The 17492-nt window shown below is 47.3% G+C and carries 10 protein-coding genes and 2 pseudogenes; 4 read left to right on the top strand and 8 right to left on the bottom strand.

Annotated features, from left to right (window positions below):
- Positions 1-159: 159 nt before the first annotated feature.
- Positions 160-2508, bottom strand: coding sequence for a S8 family serine peptidase (locus NDI48_19415; protein MEP0833339.1), 2349 nt, complete (start codon positions 2506-2508; stop codon positions 160-162).
- 246 nt (positions 2509-2754) lie between these two features.
- Positions 2755-3069: a DUF928 domain-containing protein gene (locus NDI48_19410; protein MEP0833338.1), complete on the bottom strand. Its 315-nt coding sequence runs from the start codon at positions 3067-3069 to the stop codon at positions 2755-2757.
- Between the two features lie 12 nt (positions 3070-3081).
- Here NDI48_19410 and NDI48_19405 point away from each other — a divergent pair.
- Positions 3082-3387, top strand: a pseudogene (locus tag NDI48_19405) (CHAT domain-containing protein).
- 310 nt (positions 3388-3697) lie between these two features.
- Positions 3698-5059, top strand: coding sequence for a M10 family metallopeptidase C-terminal domain-containing protein (locus NDI48_19400; protein ID MEP0833337.1), 1362 nt, complete (start codon positions 3698-3700; stop codon positions 5057-5059).
- Between the two features lie 15 nt (positions 5060-5074).
- On the opposite strand, the gene NDI48_19395 is transcribed toward NDI48_19400, so the two are convergent.
- Genes NDI48_19395 through NDI48_19380 form a run of 4 tightly spaced genes read right to left on the bottom strand, consistent with a single transcriptional unit; the run spans position 5075 to position 10182 of the window.
- Positions 5075-5875, bottom strand: a complete 801-nt coding sequence (locus NDI48_19395) for a DUF928 domain-containing protein (protein MEP0833336.1) — start codon at positions 5873-5875, stop codon at positions 5075-5077.
- Positions 5876-5918: 43 nt separating this feature from the next.
- Positions 5919-8276 carry a CHASE2 domain-containing protein gene (locus tag NDI48_19390; GenBank protein MEP0833335.1) on the bottom strand — a complete coding sequence of 786 codons (2358 nt, stop codon included), beginning with the start codon at positions 8274-8276 and terminating at the stop codon, positions 5919-5921.
- 37 nt (positions 8277-8313) lie between these two features.
- Entirely contained in the window at positions 8314-9237 is a 924-nt protein-coding gene (locus NDI48_19385; GenBank protein MEP0833334.1) for a DUF1822 family protein, read from the bottom strand.
- Between the two features lie 45 nt (positions 9238-9282).
- Positions 9283-10182 carry a hypothetical protein gene (locus NDI48_19380; protein ID MEP0833333.1) on the bottom strand — a complete coding sequence of 300 codons (900 nt, stop codon included), beginning with the start codon at positions 10180-10182 and terminating at the stop codon, positions 9283-9285.
- A 384-nt stretch (positions 10183-10566) separates the two neighbouring features.
- On the opposite strand from NDI48_19380, the gene NDI48_19375 reads away from it, so the two are divergent.
- Positions 10567-11538, top strand: a complete 972-nt coding sequence (locus tag NDI48_19375; GenBank protein MEP0833332.1) for a hypothetical protein — start codon at positions 10567-10569, stop codon at positions 11536-11538.
- Positions 11539-11963: 425 nt separating this feature from the next.
- On the opposite strand, the gene NDI48_19370 is transcribed toward NDI48_19375, so the two are convergent.
- Entirely contained in the window at positions 11964-15101 is a 3138-nt protein-coding gene (locus NDI48_19370; protein MEP0833331.1) for a YrzE family protein, read from the bottom strand.
- A gap of 206 nt (positions 15102-15307) precedes the next feature.
- On the opposite strand from NDI48_19370, the pseudogene NDI48_19365 reads away from it, so the two are divergent.
- Positions 15308-15896, top strand: a pseudogene (locus tag NDI48_19365) (cation:proton antiporter).
- A gap of 407 nt (positions 15897-16303) precedes the next feature.
- On the opposite strand, the gene NDI48_19360 reads toward NDI48_19365, so the two are convergent.
- Positions 16304-17065 carry a hypothetical protein gene (locus tag NDI48_19360; GenBank protein ID MEP0833330.1) on the bottom strand — a complete coding sequence of 254 codons (762 nt, stop codon included), beginning with the start codon at positions 17063-17065 and terminating at the stop codon, positions 16304-16306.
- Between the last annotated feature and the right edge of the window lie 427 nt (positions 17066-17492).

Here is a 17492-nt window from a genome sequence, read left to right as displayed (position 1 = left end):
ATATCTCCTTGCCCAAAACTAGAGCGGAAAGAGTTTGAGTTAAAAAGACCATACAGCTTGAGTTATCCCATCATTATTATTACCCTAAGATGCAGAGTGATTTTGAAAAGTTTCCCATCAGGTAAAAAAATCCAAAACCACTCCTGTTTCATTTGTCTATCAGGCAGCACCTCGTGCTATTGCCATTGCCCGCCGGACAGCGGCATCAGCATTAACAAACCCGTTACCGTATGTTGTATCGTATCCAGATGCACCTAGGTCATAGGCTGTTTGTGACATAATTGTCCGAATCTGCGTGGCGGTTAGATTGGGATTGGCACTCCACACCAATGAAGCAACCCCTGTAACGTTTGGTGTCGCAGCTGAAGTTCCATTGAAGCGAGTGTTAAAGCCAAAGTTAACTGAGCCTGATGATGAACGAGTTGCATCGGTAGCAATCACCTCAGAAGGTCCCATCAGCGTTAGTCCAGTCCCATAATTAGAACCCCACCAACCTGGGTAAGAGATGCGAGTACCGGGTGTTGTTGTATTGCCATACCAATCACGAGTCCCCCAGGAAGCACCAACTGCAATAACATTGTTGTATCTGCTAGCCAGAGAGGCTGGGTAACTAACACTACTAGTATCACCATTGCCAGATGCAATGACAAACAGAGCATTATTTTGGTTGTTAGCAATAAGTCGCTCGAATGCCGAGTTAATGCCACCGCCTTCTAAACTCATGTTGATCACAAGACGTTGTCCCTGACTATTAGCCTGGTTGATCATGTTCTGTGTAGCTTCGGCTAGGGATTGATCTCCAGCGTTACCGTCGAGGACATCAATGTTGAAAACAGGAGAATTCCAGTTAATCCCGCTCATCCCAATGCCATTGTTACTGGCAGCAGCAATAATGCCTTGGACTGAAGTACCGTGAGAAGTCGTTTTCGCGATTCCACCACGGGAGTAGTCGTCACGGTAGTTATCTGTGTAGATAGTTGTTGTGCGTAGATCATTGTGGATAGAGCCATTAGGGTCGGTTCCTAACCCTGTGTCTTGCACACCAACTAGCACCCGATTTGAACCTGTAGTGAAGCGCCATGCATTGTGAACTCCCATCATGTGCAGGTTCCACTGTTGCCCAAATAGGGGATCATTGGGCGTCACTGATAGGTCAATCGTCCGGTCTGCAAAGCGAATTCTGTCAATTCCCTCAAAGAGGATCTGATTGTTATTAACTGTGATGGCATCAAAGACACGAGTGCCATTCCCAGGGTTATATAGCACACCACCACTTGTGCTGGTGGCTAAGTTAAAGCTGACTGTGTTAGATGAAATACTGGAAAAATCAAGTACGTCTCGCGAACCACTACCAAAGTCAACATTACCATTGCCAGAGAAAACTGTACGGGCGTAGCCACGCTGGAATGTAAACGTATCAGCTCGCAGGCTTCCTGATACAGTACGCGCGTAATTGGAACTCGCGGCTGAGAGGCTTAGATTGTAGCTCGTATCGCCACTGTACTGATAGACCTGGACAAAGTAGGTGCCTGTTGCCAAGCCGGAAAAGTTGATCGATTCATCTTGACCAACACCACGAGCTGAACTGGCAATGACTTCTGTGTCTTGAATCATCCCATCGTTGTTGACATCCTGAATCAGTCGTACATCGGCATCATTGGGATAGGTAGTACTCAAGCCAGTCAGGGATAGGCTGAAGTTGCTGGTACCACCCAGACTGAAACGGTAGGTGTCAGCAGTGTCTGTGCTGCCAACAAAATCCGTAAAGGTAAGGGTGTTCGTGAGAGTACCAATATCAGTCTCAGTGGGTAGGAGGTTGCTGCGTTGATCAGTGGACAGGTTCAGGGTGTAGTTGGTATCGCCACTGTACTGATAGACCCGAACAAAGTACGTACCCGCTGCCAAAGCGCGGTTAATCGATTCATCGCCATTACTACTACGATTTGAATATGTAATGAAGTTTCCATTACTGTCTAATAGCTGTACATCAGCATCCGCGTTCAAGCCAGTCAGGGACACATTGAAGTTGCTGACGCTGGCGAGACTAAAACGGTAGTAGTCGTTGGTGTCGGTGCTGCCAACAAAATCCGTCAAGGTACGGGTGCCATTGAGCGTACCAACGTCATATGCGGCTCCTAAGGTGTTACCAGGATCTGGTACAACGCTTGCAATATAGTTATCACCAAAGAGCAGAGGATCGCTTGTTTCTCCCGCCGTGAGAACCCCAGTTTCGGAACTTAAGTTAGATGCCTTTCCATCTAAAGTAGTTCCATAAGATTCCGGAAAATTGTAGACATCAAAACCTGAGCTAGGGTTGCCTACTTCTTGAGCAGACAGTGTTAATGGCTGCTCAACTGCTGAACTCATAGCACCTGCTCCCCAGGCACTCCCTAATTCGGAATTGTTACTCAAAGGGTCTAATAAAAAATTGTTCTTGGCTTGTTCCAGTCCTCCACTCAAATCAAACGGAGCTATTTCATGGGTCAGAACTGGCTGAATACTTTCCATATCTAATTCTCTGGTTAATACAAAATAGTTACAGGCAGCTTAGCTGTTTCGCTCACCTTCTGTCTATAACTCATGTGAAAAAGCCAGAGTTTTATGCAAAATTAGATTAACATTTGTAACACATTTATTGTGTAAAAAAAACTATTAACTTGTGAAAGTAATCGCTCATTTTTGTCACAGCAGAAACTAATCAATCCAGCTAATAGATTGACTCCAAACAATTAGCCAATTATTCAATAAGAACATTCAGTCTTTTTCAGGATTACCGACTGAACTCACCAAAGGTGCTTCAACTAGTTCTTTCAAACCCACAGATTTCAACAATTCTGTCCAAGCCTTCTTCACTTCAGGATTTTGTGGCTCCAATCGGAAGCGTTGAGCACGATTGGTCAGTTCATCATACCAAATGGCACCCTCAAGATTATGGCTTTGCTCAACTCGTGTCACCAAACCCTCCAGAGCAATAACATCCTCTGGCTTTGGTTGTGCAGTACAATAAACAGTTAATTTCCAACGGTAGCTCTGCTTCAGTTTTAGAGAAGATTTTGAGCTAGGTGGCATCGGATTAACAACCAAAGTTCATCTAGGAGTATTGAGCTACTCGTCCTCAGTGCCTGTGAGACAGCGCAAGGGGATAAGCGAGCGACTTTGGGGCTGGCGGGGATAGCTGTGAGGGCAGGGGCACGCAGTGTGCTGTCAACGTTGTGGCAAGTAAGCGATCGCTCTACGGCTGAACTAATGGGACAATTCTACAAGGAGTTGACCAACCCAGGCGTGACGAAGGCTGAAGCGTTGCATCAAGCTCAGTTAGCTCTGTTTAAACAATATAAAGCTCCCTACTATTGGGCACCTTATGTTTTAGTTGGGAATTGGCTTTAGTGTTTTATCGGCTGTATATATTAGGGTGTAAATTGACACATCTGCTCAACCTTCCCGGCACAAAAATATTAATTATTGTAATCATCTGCATAATTTCTGACACCTAGTATGAGTAATCCATAGAGGTTCACAGATTGGAGTTGGATAGTAGAATCCAAAAGTCCAATAATCGAATCGCCGAAGCCCCATGTTGGTGAATTTAAAACTCAAGCACTGAAACCTAGACGGAAAACGGCTTTTGGTAACTATCGTAATCCACGAGGCGAAAACCCCATAACCACATCTACTCATCTCATATAGCGCGATCCCTATGGCTACCCCTACTTCAAACGGTGTTGTTTCTGATGTTTCCTTATTTGGCAGTAATAATATTGACAGCCTTCTTTCCGAGCAAAAATGGGGCGGTTCTGTAGGAACATCTGCCAGCTTGACCTATAGTTTCGGTGGATCTAACTCGATTTACAAAAACAACTACGGCACGGGTGAAGCGTTGTCCGGCTTTGAACCGTTGACGAGTACTCAACAAAATGCTGTGGTGAATGCCCTTGCAGCATGGAGTGAAATTGCTAACATTCAATTCACCCAAGTCACCGATTCCTCTACAGTTGCCGGAGACCTCCGCTTTGCCAAATCCTCTTTGCCGTCTACAGCATGGGCTTATCTTCCTGGGGCTTCCCCAGAAGCAGGAGATGTATGGTTCAGTCATAGCAGCAACTATGACACTGACACAAAAGGCACCTATGGATACATCACATTCCTGCACGAAATTGGGCACGCTTTAGGACTGAAGCATCCCCATGAGACTGAGGGGAGTGGAGTGGTTGCTGATTCCAACATAGACAGCACTGCCTACACAGTCATGAGCTACAAATCCTATGTTGGTCAGTCGGTTAATGCTGGTCTGGGTCAGAGTTTTTTCCCAACTACGCCGATGTTGAACGACATCGCTGCGATTCAGTATCTCTACGGTGCGAATATGAGCACTCGTAGCGGCGATACAGTCTATTCTTGGGCACCAGGACAACAGCTACTGGAAACCATCTGGGATGGGGGTGGTATCGATACCATCAACTGGTCTAATCAATCTTCAGCCGCCAAGATTAACCTGGGTGCGGGTCAGTGGAGCGAACTCGGCCCTACCTATTGGAATGGAGCGGAGAATGTCAGCCAGACACTAGCCATTGCTTACAACGTGACGATTGAGAATGCAACGGGTGGTACAGGGAATGATACCCTTACTGGCAATAATGTCTCTAACGTCCTCAACGGTGGCGGCGGAAACGACACCCTCAATGGCGAGGCTGGCAATGACACCCTAGTCGGCAATTTTGGCAACGACACGCTCACCGGGGGGGTTGGTGCAGATCAATTTACCTTCTATTCCCCCACAGACGGGATTGACATCATCTCCGATTTCGCATTGCAGCAGGAAGATAAGCTGGTGCTTTCAGCGAGTGGGTTCGGCGGAGGACTGAGCATCGGTGCTCTGTCTTCGGATCAGTTTACGATTGGTTCTGCTGCTGCCGATGAGAGCGATCGCTTCATCTATGACTCTGCTACAGGAGGGCTGTTTTTTGATATGGATGGTATCGGTACGTTCGGGCAAGTGCAGTTTGCGACATTATCGACGAATCTATCCCTGATTGCCAGCAATATTTCCGTTATTGCCTAGTAAGCTGATAGGCAGTTAGTGATTTTTAGAATTACCGACTGTACTAAGTAGAGGCGCTTGAGCAACTTCTTCCAAACCAACAGATTTCAACAATTCTGACCAAGCCTTCTTCACTTCAGGATTTTGTGGCTCAGACAGGTAGCGTTTAGCGAGATTTGTCAGTTCATCATACCAAGTGACACTGTTAGGGCTTTGCTGAACTCGCGTCACCCAACCATCCAGCTCCAGGACATTTTCAGAACTTTCGTTCTGAGCGCAATTAACAACCAAGCGCCAATGGTAGCTCTCATTAAGTTTTAGAGAGTTTTCCGGACTTGGCGGCAAGGGGATACCAATCACTCCTGGTGTTTTAGAAAGTTGGAGAGGAGTCCGGTAGAGAGTAGCCGTGTCTTCCCAATTGTGTACTGAAAACTCAATGGACTGTATGTCTTGAGGTGCATAGGGAATATAAAACCAGAAGACTGGATGCTCAGCAGTCGTTAAACCCTTACCATTTGCAGGTACCAAGGCAGTAAGCGGCTGAGCAGTCTGCTTGCACGCTTTTGTTGGTGTTCGGGTTCCCCCTGGTGTTCGGGTTCCCCCTGGTGTTCCCCCATTGTCAGGGCTGCCGGTATCTGGTGGCATGGGTGGCTCATGTTCGCGGGTTCCCCCTCCCCCTCTTGGACCAATAGGTGTACCCGGATTTGTTTGTTCGGGTGACTGATTCGCCATCCTTTGTGAAATGAGTTGTGTCCATCCAGGTGCAGGGTGGCTGGTGAAGCCAGCGATCGCAAAAACACTAACAAAGGCAAGTTTTACTTTTGGTCGGTGTATCATCGATTAAATTGATTAGGAAACGATGAGTACTGCGGTGTGTCTACTAAGGCTGACGGCTGGGAAATGGCATGTAGGCGATGGTCGCTTTGCGAACCGCCGAAGGCATCGCACCACCTGTAATCACTAAAGCGATTGCTGCCGGAATCAGGGGTAGCCAACCTCCTTGTAGCCAGACAACCCAGCACACTCCATACAAAACACTAACAGAGATGGCAACCGCCAGAACCAAGCGTCGTGGTGATTCAACCTTACCCACACAACGCGATCGCATCTGCCAAACGAGTATTCCACCCGTCAGTGACCAAGCCCAAACCCACAAAGCATCACCCCATTGAGGCAGCCACCAAATCAGTGGGCGTCCATCCTGAACGGCACTGAGCATCTGACTCACTAAGTGAGCATGAACTTCCAGCCCTCGTCTTCTGCCATAAGGGGTATTGTGATCATCTTGAATGCTGGCGGCGGTGACACCGATCAGAACGACCCGATCCTTGACCCACTCCGGTTCCAACTTCCCGGCGAAGACCTGTTTGAGAGTAACGAATTGAGCAATCTGAGGAGTGTTACGGTAATTGATTAACACCTGGTTTCCCCGTGCATCCAGGTTTTGGTACCCTCCGCTATGAGACTCTAAACGTTTAAAAACGACATTACCAAACTGCCAGTTTTTATCAGGAGTTGTTTTTGCTGGGATACCCTTGGCTTCCAAATATCGGTAGGCTAGTTGCAGGCTAAAGGAATAGGGTGTCTTGCAAACTGAAAGGGGAGAAATCGGATTGGGGGTACGGGATTGGAGATGGCGACGAACGGTGTCATCTGGTTTGTCATTTTCTAAGTCAATAAAGGCTACTTGTTTGGCTGGGCTGTTGGGTGGGGGTGCGATCGCATCTTCTGGGCTGGTGCCTAGCGCACACGCCGTAACGAGACGTTGATTCTGCTGTAACTGGGCGACGAGTGAATCATGACCGGGCGGTACAGGTTGGTCGCGAAAAATATCCAGTCCGATCGCAACGGGTCGATATTGCTCTAGTTTTTCAATCAGCTTCGCCAGAACGGCATCGGGTAGCGGATGCTTGTATTCACGGATATCCTCTTCATCGGCTCCCACTAATAGGATGCGAGCATCGGGTAATTCTGAAGGACGAAGACGTTGGAGCTGATCGTAGCTTTTTAACTCCCAACTTTGCAGAACTCCCAGCGAGCGCACTCCCAGCACTAAGCTGGTAACCACCCAACTTGTGACCAAGACGGTTCGCCAGCGACGCCAGGGGGGAACGGTTGGGGGAATCGGTTGTACAGAGGGAAGTTCTGTGGCAGGTTCGGGCGATTGTAACCATGTCAAAGGTACGGCGGCAGGATTCTGATAAATGACTGGCAACCAGCTAGCACAGGGAAAGTGATCTTCTAAACCTTGCAATCGCTGCCGCGCTTCCTGTACTGCCCGATAGAGAGACTCACCCCTGGCAAAGCTATCGAGAAAATACTTTAAAAATTCCTGTGCTACAAGGTCTGGCACTGGCTCCCGCATGACAATCATTTGGGGGATGTGCAATTTATCTAACTCCCTGGCTAAGCCCAATCCATCACAGGAGTTGAAAATCGCCAGTTGTAATCCGCCTTCCACTGCTTTTTGCAGGGCATACCGGAGTTCGTCTAGGGTTAAGCTATCCGTTTGGTTGAGATAAATCCGCCCCCTTTCACCTTCCGTCTGACTATGACCTGCAAAAAATAAAATATCCCAATGTTGTTGCCAAAGTTGCTCATTGAGTTCTTGGCGTTGCGGTTCCACCAAAAATGTTGTGGCGGCGTTGGGTAAATTCTCTAGCCGTTGCCGATCTTGCTCGACTTGAATGCCTTGGCTATTGCCCAAAATCGCGAGAATTTTAACCTGTACTCGATCGCGAGGCGTCTCTCTTCGTGGAGGTGCTTCACACTCCAGAGAACTGAGTCCAATTTCTGCAAAGCTGTAGCGTTCCAATAAATCCCACTGGTGCCAGGGGAGTTGCCATAGTTGCTGGTTGTCGGCACGAATGAGCACCCGCACCTGATCCGATGTGCTGACTTTTGAGAGCCACTTCTCTCGGATTGAGAGAAAGGACTCAGCCCTGAGCCAGCAATTCAGGCGATCGCGAAACTCAAAGGATTGGGTGCGGCACTCTTGTTTCCGGCTTTTGAGAGGACTATCAATCTTCACTCCTTTGGCCTTAAGGATACGGGTAGCCTTGCCCAAACTGCGATAGCTTGACTGCCAGCCGCTATACTGTGCAAGCAGTTCCGGCGCGGGGGGCAACTTGCCCAAAACCTCCACTTCCGGGCGATCGCCTTCTGAGCCAATCTCCAGGGTTACCCGAAAACCTTGATTGAAATCACCATCTACCTTGAGAACGATTAACTTCCCCATCGCCAACTCCTAGCGATTGTTGCAGCTATTTAGCTATTTAAATGATGAAATTCTCTGTTACACTCACCTCACCCAAAGCCACCTTAACGCCGAAACGATCTCCGGCTTCCCCGCCAAGCTCTAATTGAATGGTCTGATTATCGCTACCCGCCTGGATATGCATCACCACTTCTCCATCCTCATTGAGTACCATTAGCTGTAAATTTGCAGGCAGATAGGTTTGACCGTTGGTGGGCTGCACCTCTACGCTAATATCCATGTCCTGCTCAGATTCTCCCGTAAGCGCGACAATCAGCGCCACTGAGTGATCTGCCGTTGCCAGCTCAATCCCCTTACACCGTCTCACGTCCAGCGAAGCGCTTCTGTAGTTAAACGCGAACTCGCTAGGTTCCCCTAAAAGGGATTCCACAGCTTGCCAACCCGCTTCAAAGATATCCTCAAACCATTGACTCAGGTTGATTACGGGTTTGATTTGATGCAGATAGCCTGGTAACTCTACCAGCGAGCGCAATTGGCTCAGGGGTACCTCTGACTTTGCCACCTTTTGCACAAATCCCAGCAGCGTTGCTTCCCTCAAGGATTCAGAAAGCTGCACCGCAACATAGCCCATTCGTTCTTCCCAGACTTCTGGCGGAACGCCAACAACCTCTGCCTCTGGCAACACGGGTCTACATTCCAACTTCCCGCAATCTTTGACTAGCAAATCAGCCGTATCCATCAGCATCTGCATCCTGGGATTCCAACTATCGCTTCTCTCTAAATTCGTCTCAAATCCCCGACATTCCAAGTAAACATTCACGGCATACACTGCCAGAGTATTGAGATAAACCTGTTTGGCTTTGCCAGGATTGGAGTGGTAACGCCGGAACTCCTCTGCTCGCGAGTGAGCTTCTAAAGCTAATGGAACGGTGAAAATCCAAGGTTCAAGATCGGAGTTAATGATTAATTGATTCGGGTTCATTGATGTTGCCTCATCGAGGGGGAGAATAACTGTGAAGCTGGGTAACTATTGACTCAAATGAGCGCGGAATTTTTCGCAAGAGCGTTGAAAGAAACTGCTTAATGTTGGTATGGGAATTCTAAATTTAATTGAAATTTCTTCCCAGCTTTGACCCGAAAATCTGGCTAAGGCTATCGCTTGAAAATTAGCATCACAACGATTTCGGACATGTGTCTGTTTAAACAGATTTTTAGCATCCTCCTCTATTGATTCGCGAAGTTTGTCAAACAATGAAGGTGTTTCATCGGAGGGTAATCTCTCTTCTAAATCACTCAGTGAAGGTAAGTCTACGATTTTTGGGTCTTTGAATTCTCTGTTGGTCTCTAGAATGACCCGATCCAGTCGAAAATTGACCCACGTCATAAATTTTTTGTCTTGACCACGTTCGGGGTCATATTTGTCAATCTTCCGACAGACATAAATCAAGGTTTTATTCACCGCTTCTTCATAAAGCAGGTCATAAAATTGAGGGGAAAATCTTGTGCGATGTGGGCGGCTAAGCTTGCCCGATAGCCGAATGGCTTCCACTAATTCGCCTAAAGCATGTTGTCGTAAGTCGCTATGGGGTGGGTGTCGTTGAGCTTCTAAGGCTAACTTTTTGAGTTGCAGATCATCCAAGACTGTTCTAAATGCATGATGCCGTAGAGTATTGACCCATGTTCTTACAGGGATACGTTTTGGGTTGTAGTTGCTAAGTTCTTCACCTACCTTATGTATAAGTTGCTGTTGTACTTGCTCATAAATCTCCTGATAAACACCAGATAGAGGTTGACCGATAGGCGGACGACCAACTTTTCGCGATCGGAGAATTTCTTGAACCAGTTGAGTTAACGCCAACCGCCACCCCTCAGTTTTGGGAGCGTGTTGTTGTACCTGTGTGATTAGCTGTTCGAGTCGCTCATCCATAGTTTTGAAAATACCACTGGGAGCGCAACTCTTGACTAGAGCGTTTACTATTATTTTCGTTTCTTCAAATAACCCGAAGAAGTATTAATCTGATGCTTCGGTTGTGTCTGGTTAACGCACAGGTGTCAGGGTGAGTATTTATTCATAGTCAAGGAAATTAGGGAACTTCTGTCTATTACTCAATCTAAAGAACCTGAATATTATGCATTTTGTTACATAAATTAATTTTTTAATTTTTGCATAAAACACTGGCTGTTTGAGTTGAGTAATAGACAGAAGGAGGCCAAGGAAGCTTAACCTTCAGTTTAAATACCAAGTTTGATAATTGCATTCGCCTAATTACGGCTTGGGATGAATTTACAAATCGACGAGGGAGATATAAAAATGCTGATAGATACAGTGCAAGGTCCAGTGACCGATCCACAGACAGGTAAAGTCTTTGATTACATCCTTCAGTACGATGATGCCGATGACTCAGCACTAACCCCAGGAAGTTCAAGAACTAAATTGTATGGGGGTGGAGGCAATGATAGATTTCAGTTGCAAGCAAATGATGATTGGGGTAATGGAGAGTCAGGTAACGACTATTTTGAGGGGGGTTCAGGCTCAGATACTATCTACGGTGGTAGTGGCAATGATGAATTAAAGGGGGGTGTCGATAAGGACTCTTTGTATGGTGGCATTGGTAACGATATCTTATGGGGTGTGGGATCTAGTTCTACTAGCGATCCCCTGGATTTTGATGGAGGAAATTACCTAGAAGGAAACGAAGGAAACGACACACTGTATGGCGGCGGTGGCAACGACACCATGTACGGTGGTACAGATGACGACTACCTTGATGGTTGGGAGGGTGATGACATCCTCTATGGCGGGAATGATATTGCCGGACTAGATAGTGGCAATGATGTCCTAGTTGCTTGGAAGGGTAACGATACGCTCTATGGAGGGGATGGCAACGACTGGCTGGATGGCTCCTACGACAACGACGCACTGTATGGCGGCGATGGTAATGATACCCTTATTGGTTACGGCGGTGGCACAGAGCGAGACACGCTAGTGGGTGGAGCGAACGCAGACCAATTTGTACTTGGAGTGAATGCGGGTGCTTTGTACTTTGGAGATGGCAGTGCTGGTTATGCCACAATTGTTGATTTTCACAAGAACTCACAAGGCGATAAAATCATAGTCTATGGCATCAAGGATGACTATCGGCTCGATACGTCGAGCAACTTCTCTGGTAATTCAACTAATGACACTGCTATCTACTACCGAGATGATTTGATTGGTGTTGTGGAAGACAAAATTTATACCAGTCGCTCAGACCTTCTTACCTTTGGTCAAACACCGTTCTAGGATTTGGGAGCCTTGCTGCCATTGGGGGTAATGACTTTTTACCCCCGATGAATAGGAAAGCTTGCTGCAATATATGCTCAACAAAGCCTGAACTGTTGACCAGCAACCGCTAAAGCTCCGGCAATTGCTGACGCGAGCGCAGCTAGATTTCACTAAGGAACACCGCACAGCATTTTACAAGTTTTCCGCTACTACAGCCTAGTTAGACGGTGCGATAGCTGGCGATTGGTTTGCTATCCATCAAATTGGCTTAAATCTGTTAGAGAAAACTGGACGGATTTTAAGTAACTTTCATCAGAGAGTTTAGAAGGTGGCAGTTTGTTTGCATTGAGATCGCTCTCAATCCCTAACTCCAAAAAACAAGCCTCTCTATATCTATATAGAGAGGCTTACTGCAATAAAACCGATCGCAAAAAGTTCAACCGTTAACCAGCAACGGCTAAAGCACCAGCCACAGCTGACGCGATCGCAGAAACTGACGCTGTGCCAAACAGCCACCAAGCCGCCGATGCTGCGGCTTTACGCGTTTCTTCTGCCTGACGCTGAGCTTGATACTTGACCTGTTCAATGCGTCGTTGAGCCTCCTGCTGCATACGTTCTGCCCGATGCAGCACGCTGTTGCGGGTACGCTCAATCTGGTCAATGATGCGGTTGGCGTCAGCCTCAGAAATATCCTCGCGGGAACTCATGACTGCCACCAAGGTATCCCGGTCAAACTGACTCAAGCGATCGCGCATTGCTTCAAACCCAGCTTGTGGGTCATCAAATAACTTACGTAAGTCAGACTTGATGCCATCGTAGTTGAGTTCCGGACGGTCGAAGCTGTTGAGATAATTGCGGATTTTGGCAAAAATCCGATCAACAGACGCCTGGATGCTGAGTTGTAAATCCCGCATTTGTGCCATCATTTGGTCGCGGACGCCCAGAATTTGATCGACAATCCGGTTCACATCGGCTTCCGAGATATCCTCCCGCTGGGACAACAGCGTCACGAGAGTATCTCGGTCAAAGTGGGACAAACGCTCGCTCAAACTCGATACTCCAGCGCGGGGATCATGCAGCAGTAGCTGAACATCACGCTTAATCCCATCAGGATTGAGTTCGTCCTTCCCAGTCGAACGCAGGTAATCGGCGATCGTACCTTGGAAATCTTGCACCTGACGCTGAGTCCGTCTGGCAAAGCGTCGGGGTGCCTTGACGATGCTGCGAATCGTGGATTGTACCTGGTCAATGATCTGATTGGCTTGTTCCTCACTCAAATCCTGCCGTTGAGAGAGCAACTTCACCAAGGTATCCCGATCCATCCGCGCCAAACGCGATCTCAGAGCATAGGTACCCGCTCTCGGATTGTCCAGCAGTCTGGTTAAGTCTCGCTGAATGCCTTCAGGATTGAGTTCGGCTTTCCCCGTCGAGCGCAGGTAATCGGCAAGGGACGACATCACTTGGTCGTATTGCTCTTTGGCTTTGCCAGCGATTTGTTGGGGTGCGTGAGCGATGCGAGTCCACGAGCTTTCTACCCGATCCAGCGTTTGATTGATTTGATCTTCATTGAGGTCTTGACGCTGGTTCAATAGCTGCACCAACGTATCCCGGTCAAAGCGAGCAGCTCTCGCCCGAAGGGCTGCTAATCCGGCTTGTGGGCTATGCAACACCATTTTCAACTCCCGCTCAATGTGCTCGGGATTCAGTTCTGCTCTGCCCGTGTCGCGTAGTAAGGACTGAACTTTGAGCCACTGAGCTTCCATTTGTGCCTTAGCGGCTTCTTGCACTTCTTGAGATTCAACCAGCGCGCGATCGTGTGCGCGTTCTAAGTGAGGAATAATCTCGTCTGCTTCCTCCAAGGTTAAGTCTTGGCGTTGACTGAGAATCCGAGCCAAGGTAGAGCGGTCAAACTGGGCCAGACGATTGCTCAGATGTCCATAATCCGCATTGGAATCTTCCAGAATCGGTTTGAAATTGAGCTGAATTTTTTCTGGAGTCAGGTCTTGTTTAGGGGTGGTGAGGAGATATTGTTCCACCTCCTGATACAGAGCCAGGGTTCGCCCTCGCTCTTGAGCGGCCTCCGCTTCAGTCAACACCTCCAAGCGAATCGCTTCTAAGGAGTTGGAAATGTCCCGAATTTGCTTTTGAGTCAGCAGACCCTTCTGTTGCAGCAAGTCGGCAAAATCTGACCGATGCAACTGCTCCAACTCCTCAGCAACGTTTCCTGGGTCGGCGGCTGGGTCATAAAGTACATCCCTAAATTCCTGCTCAACAATTTGTTGATTCGTGATCTTCCAGACGGGAGTATCGAGTAGATAGTTTTCTACATCTGCTCGAACTGTGCTGTACGGCAACGCGGCTTGAGCGCTGCTCACCTGAGCCGTAATTTTCCCCGCCTGGTCACCCACTTGGTTTGTGACCTTTTTGAGCTGACCGACCACTTTTTCCACATCCAAATCAGAAAGATCGGTTCGCCCCATCACCAACCCAATCAGACTGTTCATTCCCAGCGTCATCGCCTGAGCCATTGGACTAGCTGGCTGTTGCTCTTGCTCATGGGACTGACGGCGTTGGCGCAATTCTCCAACGAGTTCATCCAGTCTCTGAGAAAACTCTCTTCCCAATAGTTGCTGTGCTGTGGAATTTTTCAGGTAATCGACCAATTCCCCCATGGCATCTCTTTGTGCCGGCAACTGGTTCACCGTTTTCTTCCAAGCGGCTTCGAGCTGATCGGCAAGCCGATTCACATCTCGTTTGGATAGATCGCTACGGCTGCTGACCAAATCCACAAACGTCTGCCGATCAATGTCCCGGAGATTGCCACTCTTAGCAATTTCCTTCAAATTCGGGTCATTGAGTAAGTTTTCAAACTCAGAGCGAATCGCTTGCACATTGAGCTCTGGGGGACGCAACGATTGTAAGTAATCCTCCACGTTCTCCCGGATACTCACAGGGTCTATACCGGCGGTTAATTCACGGCGGAAAGCACCAGCAGCGGCTTCAGCCGTAGCCACCATTTGCCGACTGGCAACACCACCCCCAATCGCAGCGGTAGCCGTCCCCACAATCGCCTGAAAGCCGGAAGTCGCGGCATGGACGACTGACCCGACCAGAGAACCTACGGCGGTCGAACTGACCCAAACCAGCAGCGAGAAGTAGGTAGCCCAAATCACTAAACCAACGATCGCCCCGAACCACCAGCGATCGAATAAGCTCAGTTTCACCGCTAAGAAACAAGCAATGAATAGGGCAATGGTGACAGTCACCACCGTCCAAATCCCTACACCCGTGCTTATTTTGCGAATCGTACCGCCTAGGTTCTCGTCATCATCTTTATCAGAATCTGAATCGGATGAACGCCCCAAGTAAGAGATCCCGGCGGCAACGGAGAGGTTGGTTAACAATAGCTGAAAGCCAAACGCCAACAGTACTCCAGAAAGCAAGGCCGTAAAAAATTTAGGTCCACTAAAGACCAAAGCGGCTTGCTCTGCCGTGTCGATGTCGGTAGCGGATGGAGCCACCTGCGCCAACCAAGCGATCCAGCTACTGCTTCCCAGTGCTATTCCCCCACTATCAAACATGATTTTTTCCTCATCAAAATTTTTATGTTGCGTAAGTCTAAAGATTCTTGAATCAAGAGCCCCTGATTTCGACCGAATTACTCTATAACGTTCAGAATCGTTGGCTATGAGGGTCTAAGTCATCTCCCCACGGTGTGAAACAGTCGAGTCTGCAACTCTGCCACACTGGTGGAATTAAAGCATCGACCAGAAGGAATGTAGTTATATTACTGGCTTCAATCCTAGTGGCGTCTTGTTTTGCCACTCATACGCTGTTATGATTACCCGTTCTCACCCAGTGGGGCATTATGCGATCAGCTTCGCTGGTGCCGAAGGCAATCGCAACCTGTAACCCCTACTTTGGGGGGCACTCATTACCAATGTCCTGGGACTTTTTGTTCTCGCCGTTGTCGTCAAAACTCACGGAAGAAATCATACCCTCAGTTTTTGCTGATTCTTGATGCCAACACTGGCTATTTATACCTTCGCCGTTTTATGGGACGTTCCCAAATTAGGTCGCTGGTTCTTCTGCCAATTTGGGTATGACGAAAGTACAGAATTTATCTTCGTCCTGGCAACTTTGTTGCTCGTGTCTTTTGGGGCGGGTCGGATTGAAATTGAGCCGATTAAGGGAGCCTTTTTCCCAAGAATTGCGATGACTGAACTCATCCCTCAGTTCAGTTTATTGATGAATCGGATTCAGTTCCTTGGCAATACCTTGTTGGTGCCCTTTTTCTGATTTCGGTGGGGATGTTAAGCGACCCACTGAGCTTCATCAAGGAGCCAAAATCTCTGTTGGTTGCATCCGTAGCGTTAAGTTCCCATACTCCCGTCTCGTTAGTACGAGGAAACTCTGCCAGAAAAGTCTCACCAATGCTGCCAATGGATGACTTATGGCTTTGAACTGCACATACTCAACCGAATCGTTTGTTGGGTTTACCAGGACAACTAGTGCAGGCTGAAGCGAGCGCACGGATTCATCCCAATACGTCCATGATTGTGGTTCACTTTCCCACCAATTTCTGAAACGCGATACCCATCAATTCTTAGGCTCGGCGTTGAAAATTATTGAAATAGGGTATCGCTATCCTATCTTCTTGGCTCTTGTTGCCCAAAAATAGAAGGGTGAGTTTGTTAAAAGAGCGAGCTGACCCTCCCATAGTATTTCACTTAAAAGTGATTGACAGAATGGCTAAGCTCTTGATCTCATCCTTCTGGATAATTTAGCGGCTAGGGCAAGAAGCTCCTGTGGAATTGGAACTAAACTGCCTTAAAATCAGATTAGTTGTGTTAGCAAAAAACATAGATATTCTTCCTGTGAAACTAGCATTTACTGACTCTTTATTCCCTCCAAAAGACGTTGTATAGCTTGTTTGAGGGGGTAGAAAAGTTACGTTTGAGCTAGTAAAAGGTTCCAGAAGAAAATCACTATTATTTAAAGAGTCCAATCCACTGGAAATAGTGAAGAAAGCTAGCGGAGTATTCAAGTTATTGCTATCTAACAACTGAAACACTATATTGCCAAAAGCATTTGCTGTTTCTGAGTCATAATCCACACGGGTGTTGAGCTTTAACGAACCCGTAAAGTCCAAGGAAAAGGTTTCGTTGGCGGCAACCTGGAAATTGTAACCGGCCAATCTTGCAGAGGTTTGTGCTGTCCCGGAGTAGCCATAACCATCTCCCTGAACAGTACTAATCGATGAACTATTGGCTGTTGTTGCAGAGACGTTAGAACGATCGAGGCTAAAAATCGCGTCAGCCTTAGATTCGGTTACGACTTGACCGTCATTTGTACTCTGGGAAGGATTAGGCGTTTTCTCTGTCTCAATGGTGACAGGATTATGACTAAAGTTGCTAAAATTTAGGGTTGCTTCAGAAGTAGCTAGAGTTGCAGCAAAGCCCGGTAAAGTAGCGAATACAGAGCCTGTAACTAAAGGTGTTAGGCATAAAAATAAGCCTTGAGCTAGTTTCTGATTGAATTTCATGGATGCCTCTTTGGATTTTAATATGTTTCAGACTGTAGCCCTCTATTTAACCTAAATCCCTGATAAATTTGTGTTTTTAAAGCACCCTTTTTTTGAAAAAGTTTTTATTAGTTATACTGAATACATCATTTAAAATTAATGTTTCAGTTTCCTAAAAATCGATGTTAGGCTTAATTGTCGGGCTATAAAGCTTCGGATAACAAGCTTCCTTGCTCCAGCGGTAAACTCTCCACAACATTATCCTAAGGTGAGACGATTAACTTAGCTGTAAAGTTGCCATGAGTATGTGTAAGTTATATTTAAAGATTTCTCGAAGTTCAAATTTTCCGGAACATTACCGCTATCCCAAAAGCGAGCGGACATAGCTGAAAACCTTTTAAATGCTAGGTTATTTATTTCCAGTCACAGCTCGTATTGATTTAGATCA

The organism is Microcoleus sp. AS-A8 (assembly GCA_039962225.1).
Taxonomy (GTDB): Bacteria; Cyanobacteriota; Cyanobacteriia; order Cyanobacteriales; family Coleofasciculaceae; genus Allocoleopsis.
The sequence above is the reverse complement of the archived record's forward strand: the minus strand, read 5'-3'. Positions and strand labels throughout refer to the sequence as shown.

What these genes read in the sequence shown, in the direction of transcription:
- NDI48_19415 (MEP0833339.1), bottom strand. Translation starts at nt 2,508, where the DNA reads ATGGAAAGTATTCAGCCAGTTCTGACCCATGAAATAGCTCCGTTTGAT.
- NDI48_19410 (MEP0833338.1), bottom strand. Translation starts at nt 3,069, where the DNA reads ATGCCACCTAGCTCAAAATCTTCTCTAAAACTGAAGCAGAGCTACCGT.
- NDI48_19400 (MEP0833337.1), top strand. Translation starts at nt 3,698, where the DNA reads ATGGCTACCCCTACTTCAAACGGTGTTGTTTCTGATGTTTCCTTATTT.
- NDI48_19395 (MEP0833336.1), bottom strand. Translation starts at nt 5,875, where the DNA reads ATGATACACCGACCAAAAGTAAAACTTGCCTTTGTTAGTGTTTTTGCG.
- NDI48_19390 (MEP0833335.1), bottom strand. Translation starts at nt 8,276, where the DNA reads ATGGGGAAGTTAATCGTTCTCAAGGTAGATGGTGATTTCAATCAAGGT.
- NDI48_19385 (MEP0833334.1), bottom strand. Translation starts at nt 9,237, where the DNA reads ATGAACCCGAATCAATTAATCATTAACTCCGATCTTGAACCTTGGATT.
- NDI48_19380 (MEP0833333.1), bottom strand. Translation starts at nt 10,182, where the DNA reads ATGGATGAGCGACTCGAACAGCTAATCACACAGGTACAACAACACGCT.
- NDI48_19375 (MEP0833332.1), top strand. Translation starts at nt 10,567, where the DNA reads ATGCTGATAGATACAGTGCAAGGTCCAGTGACCGATCCACAGACAGGT.
- NDI48_19370 (MEP0833331.1), bottom strand. Translation starts at nt 15,101, where the DNA reads ATGTTTGATAGTGGGGGAATAGCACTGGGAAGCAGTAGCTGGATCGCT.
- NDI48_19360 (MEP0833330.1), bottom strand. Translation starts at nt 17,065, where the DNA reads ATGAAATTCAATCAGAAACTAGCTCAAGGCTTATTTTTATGCCTAACA.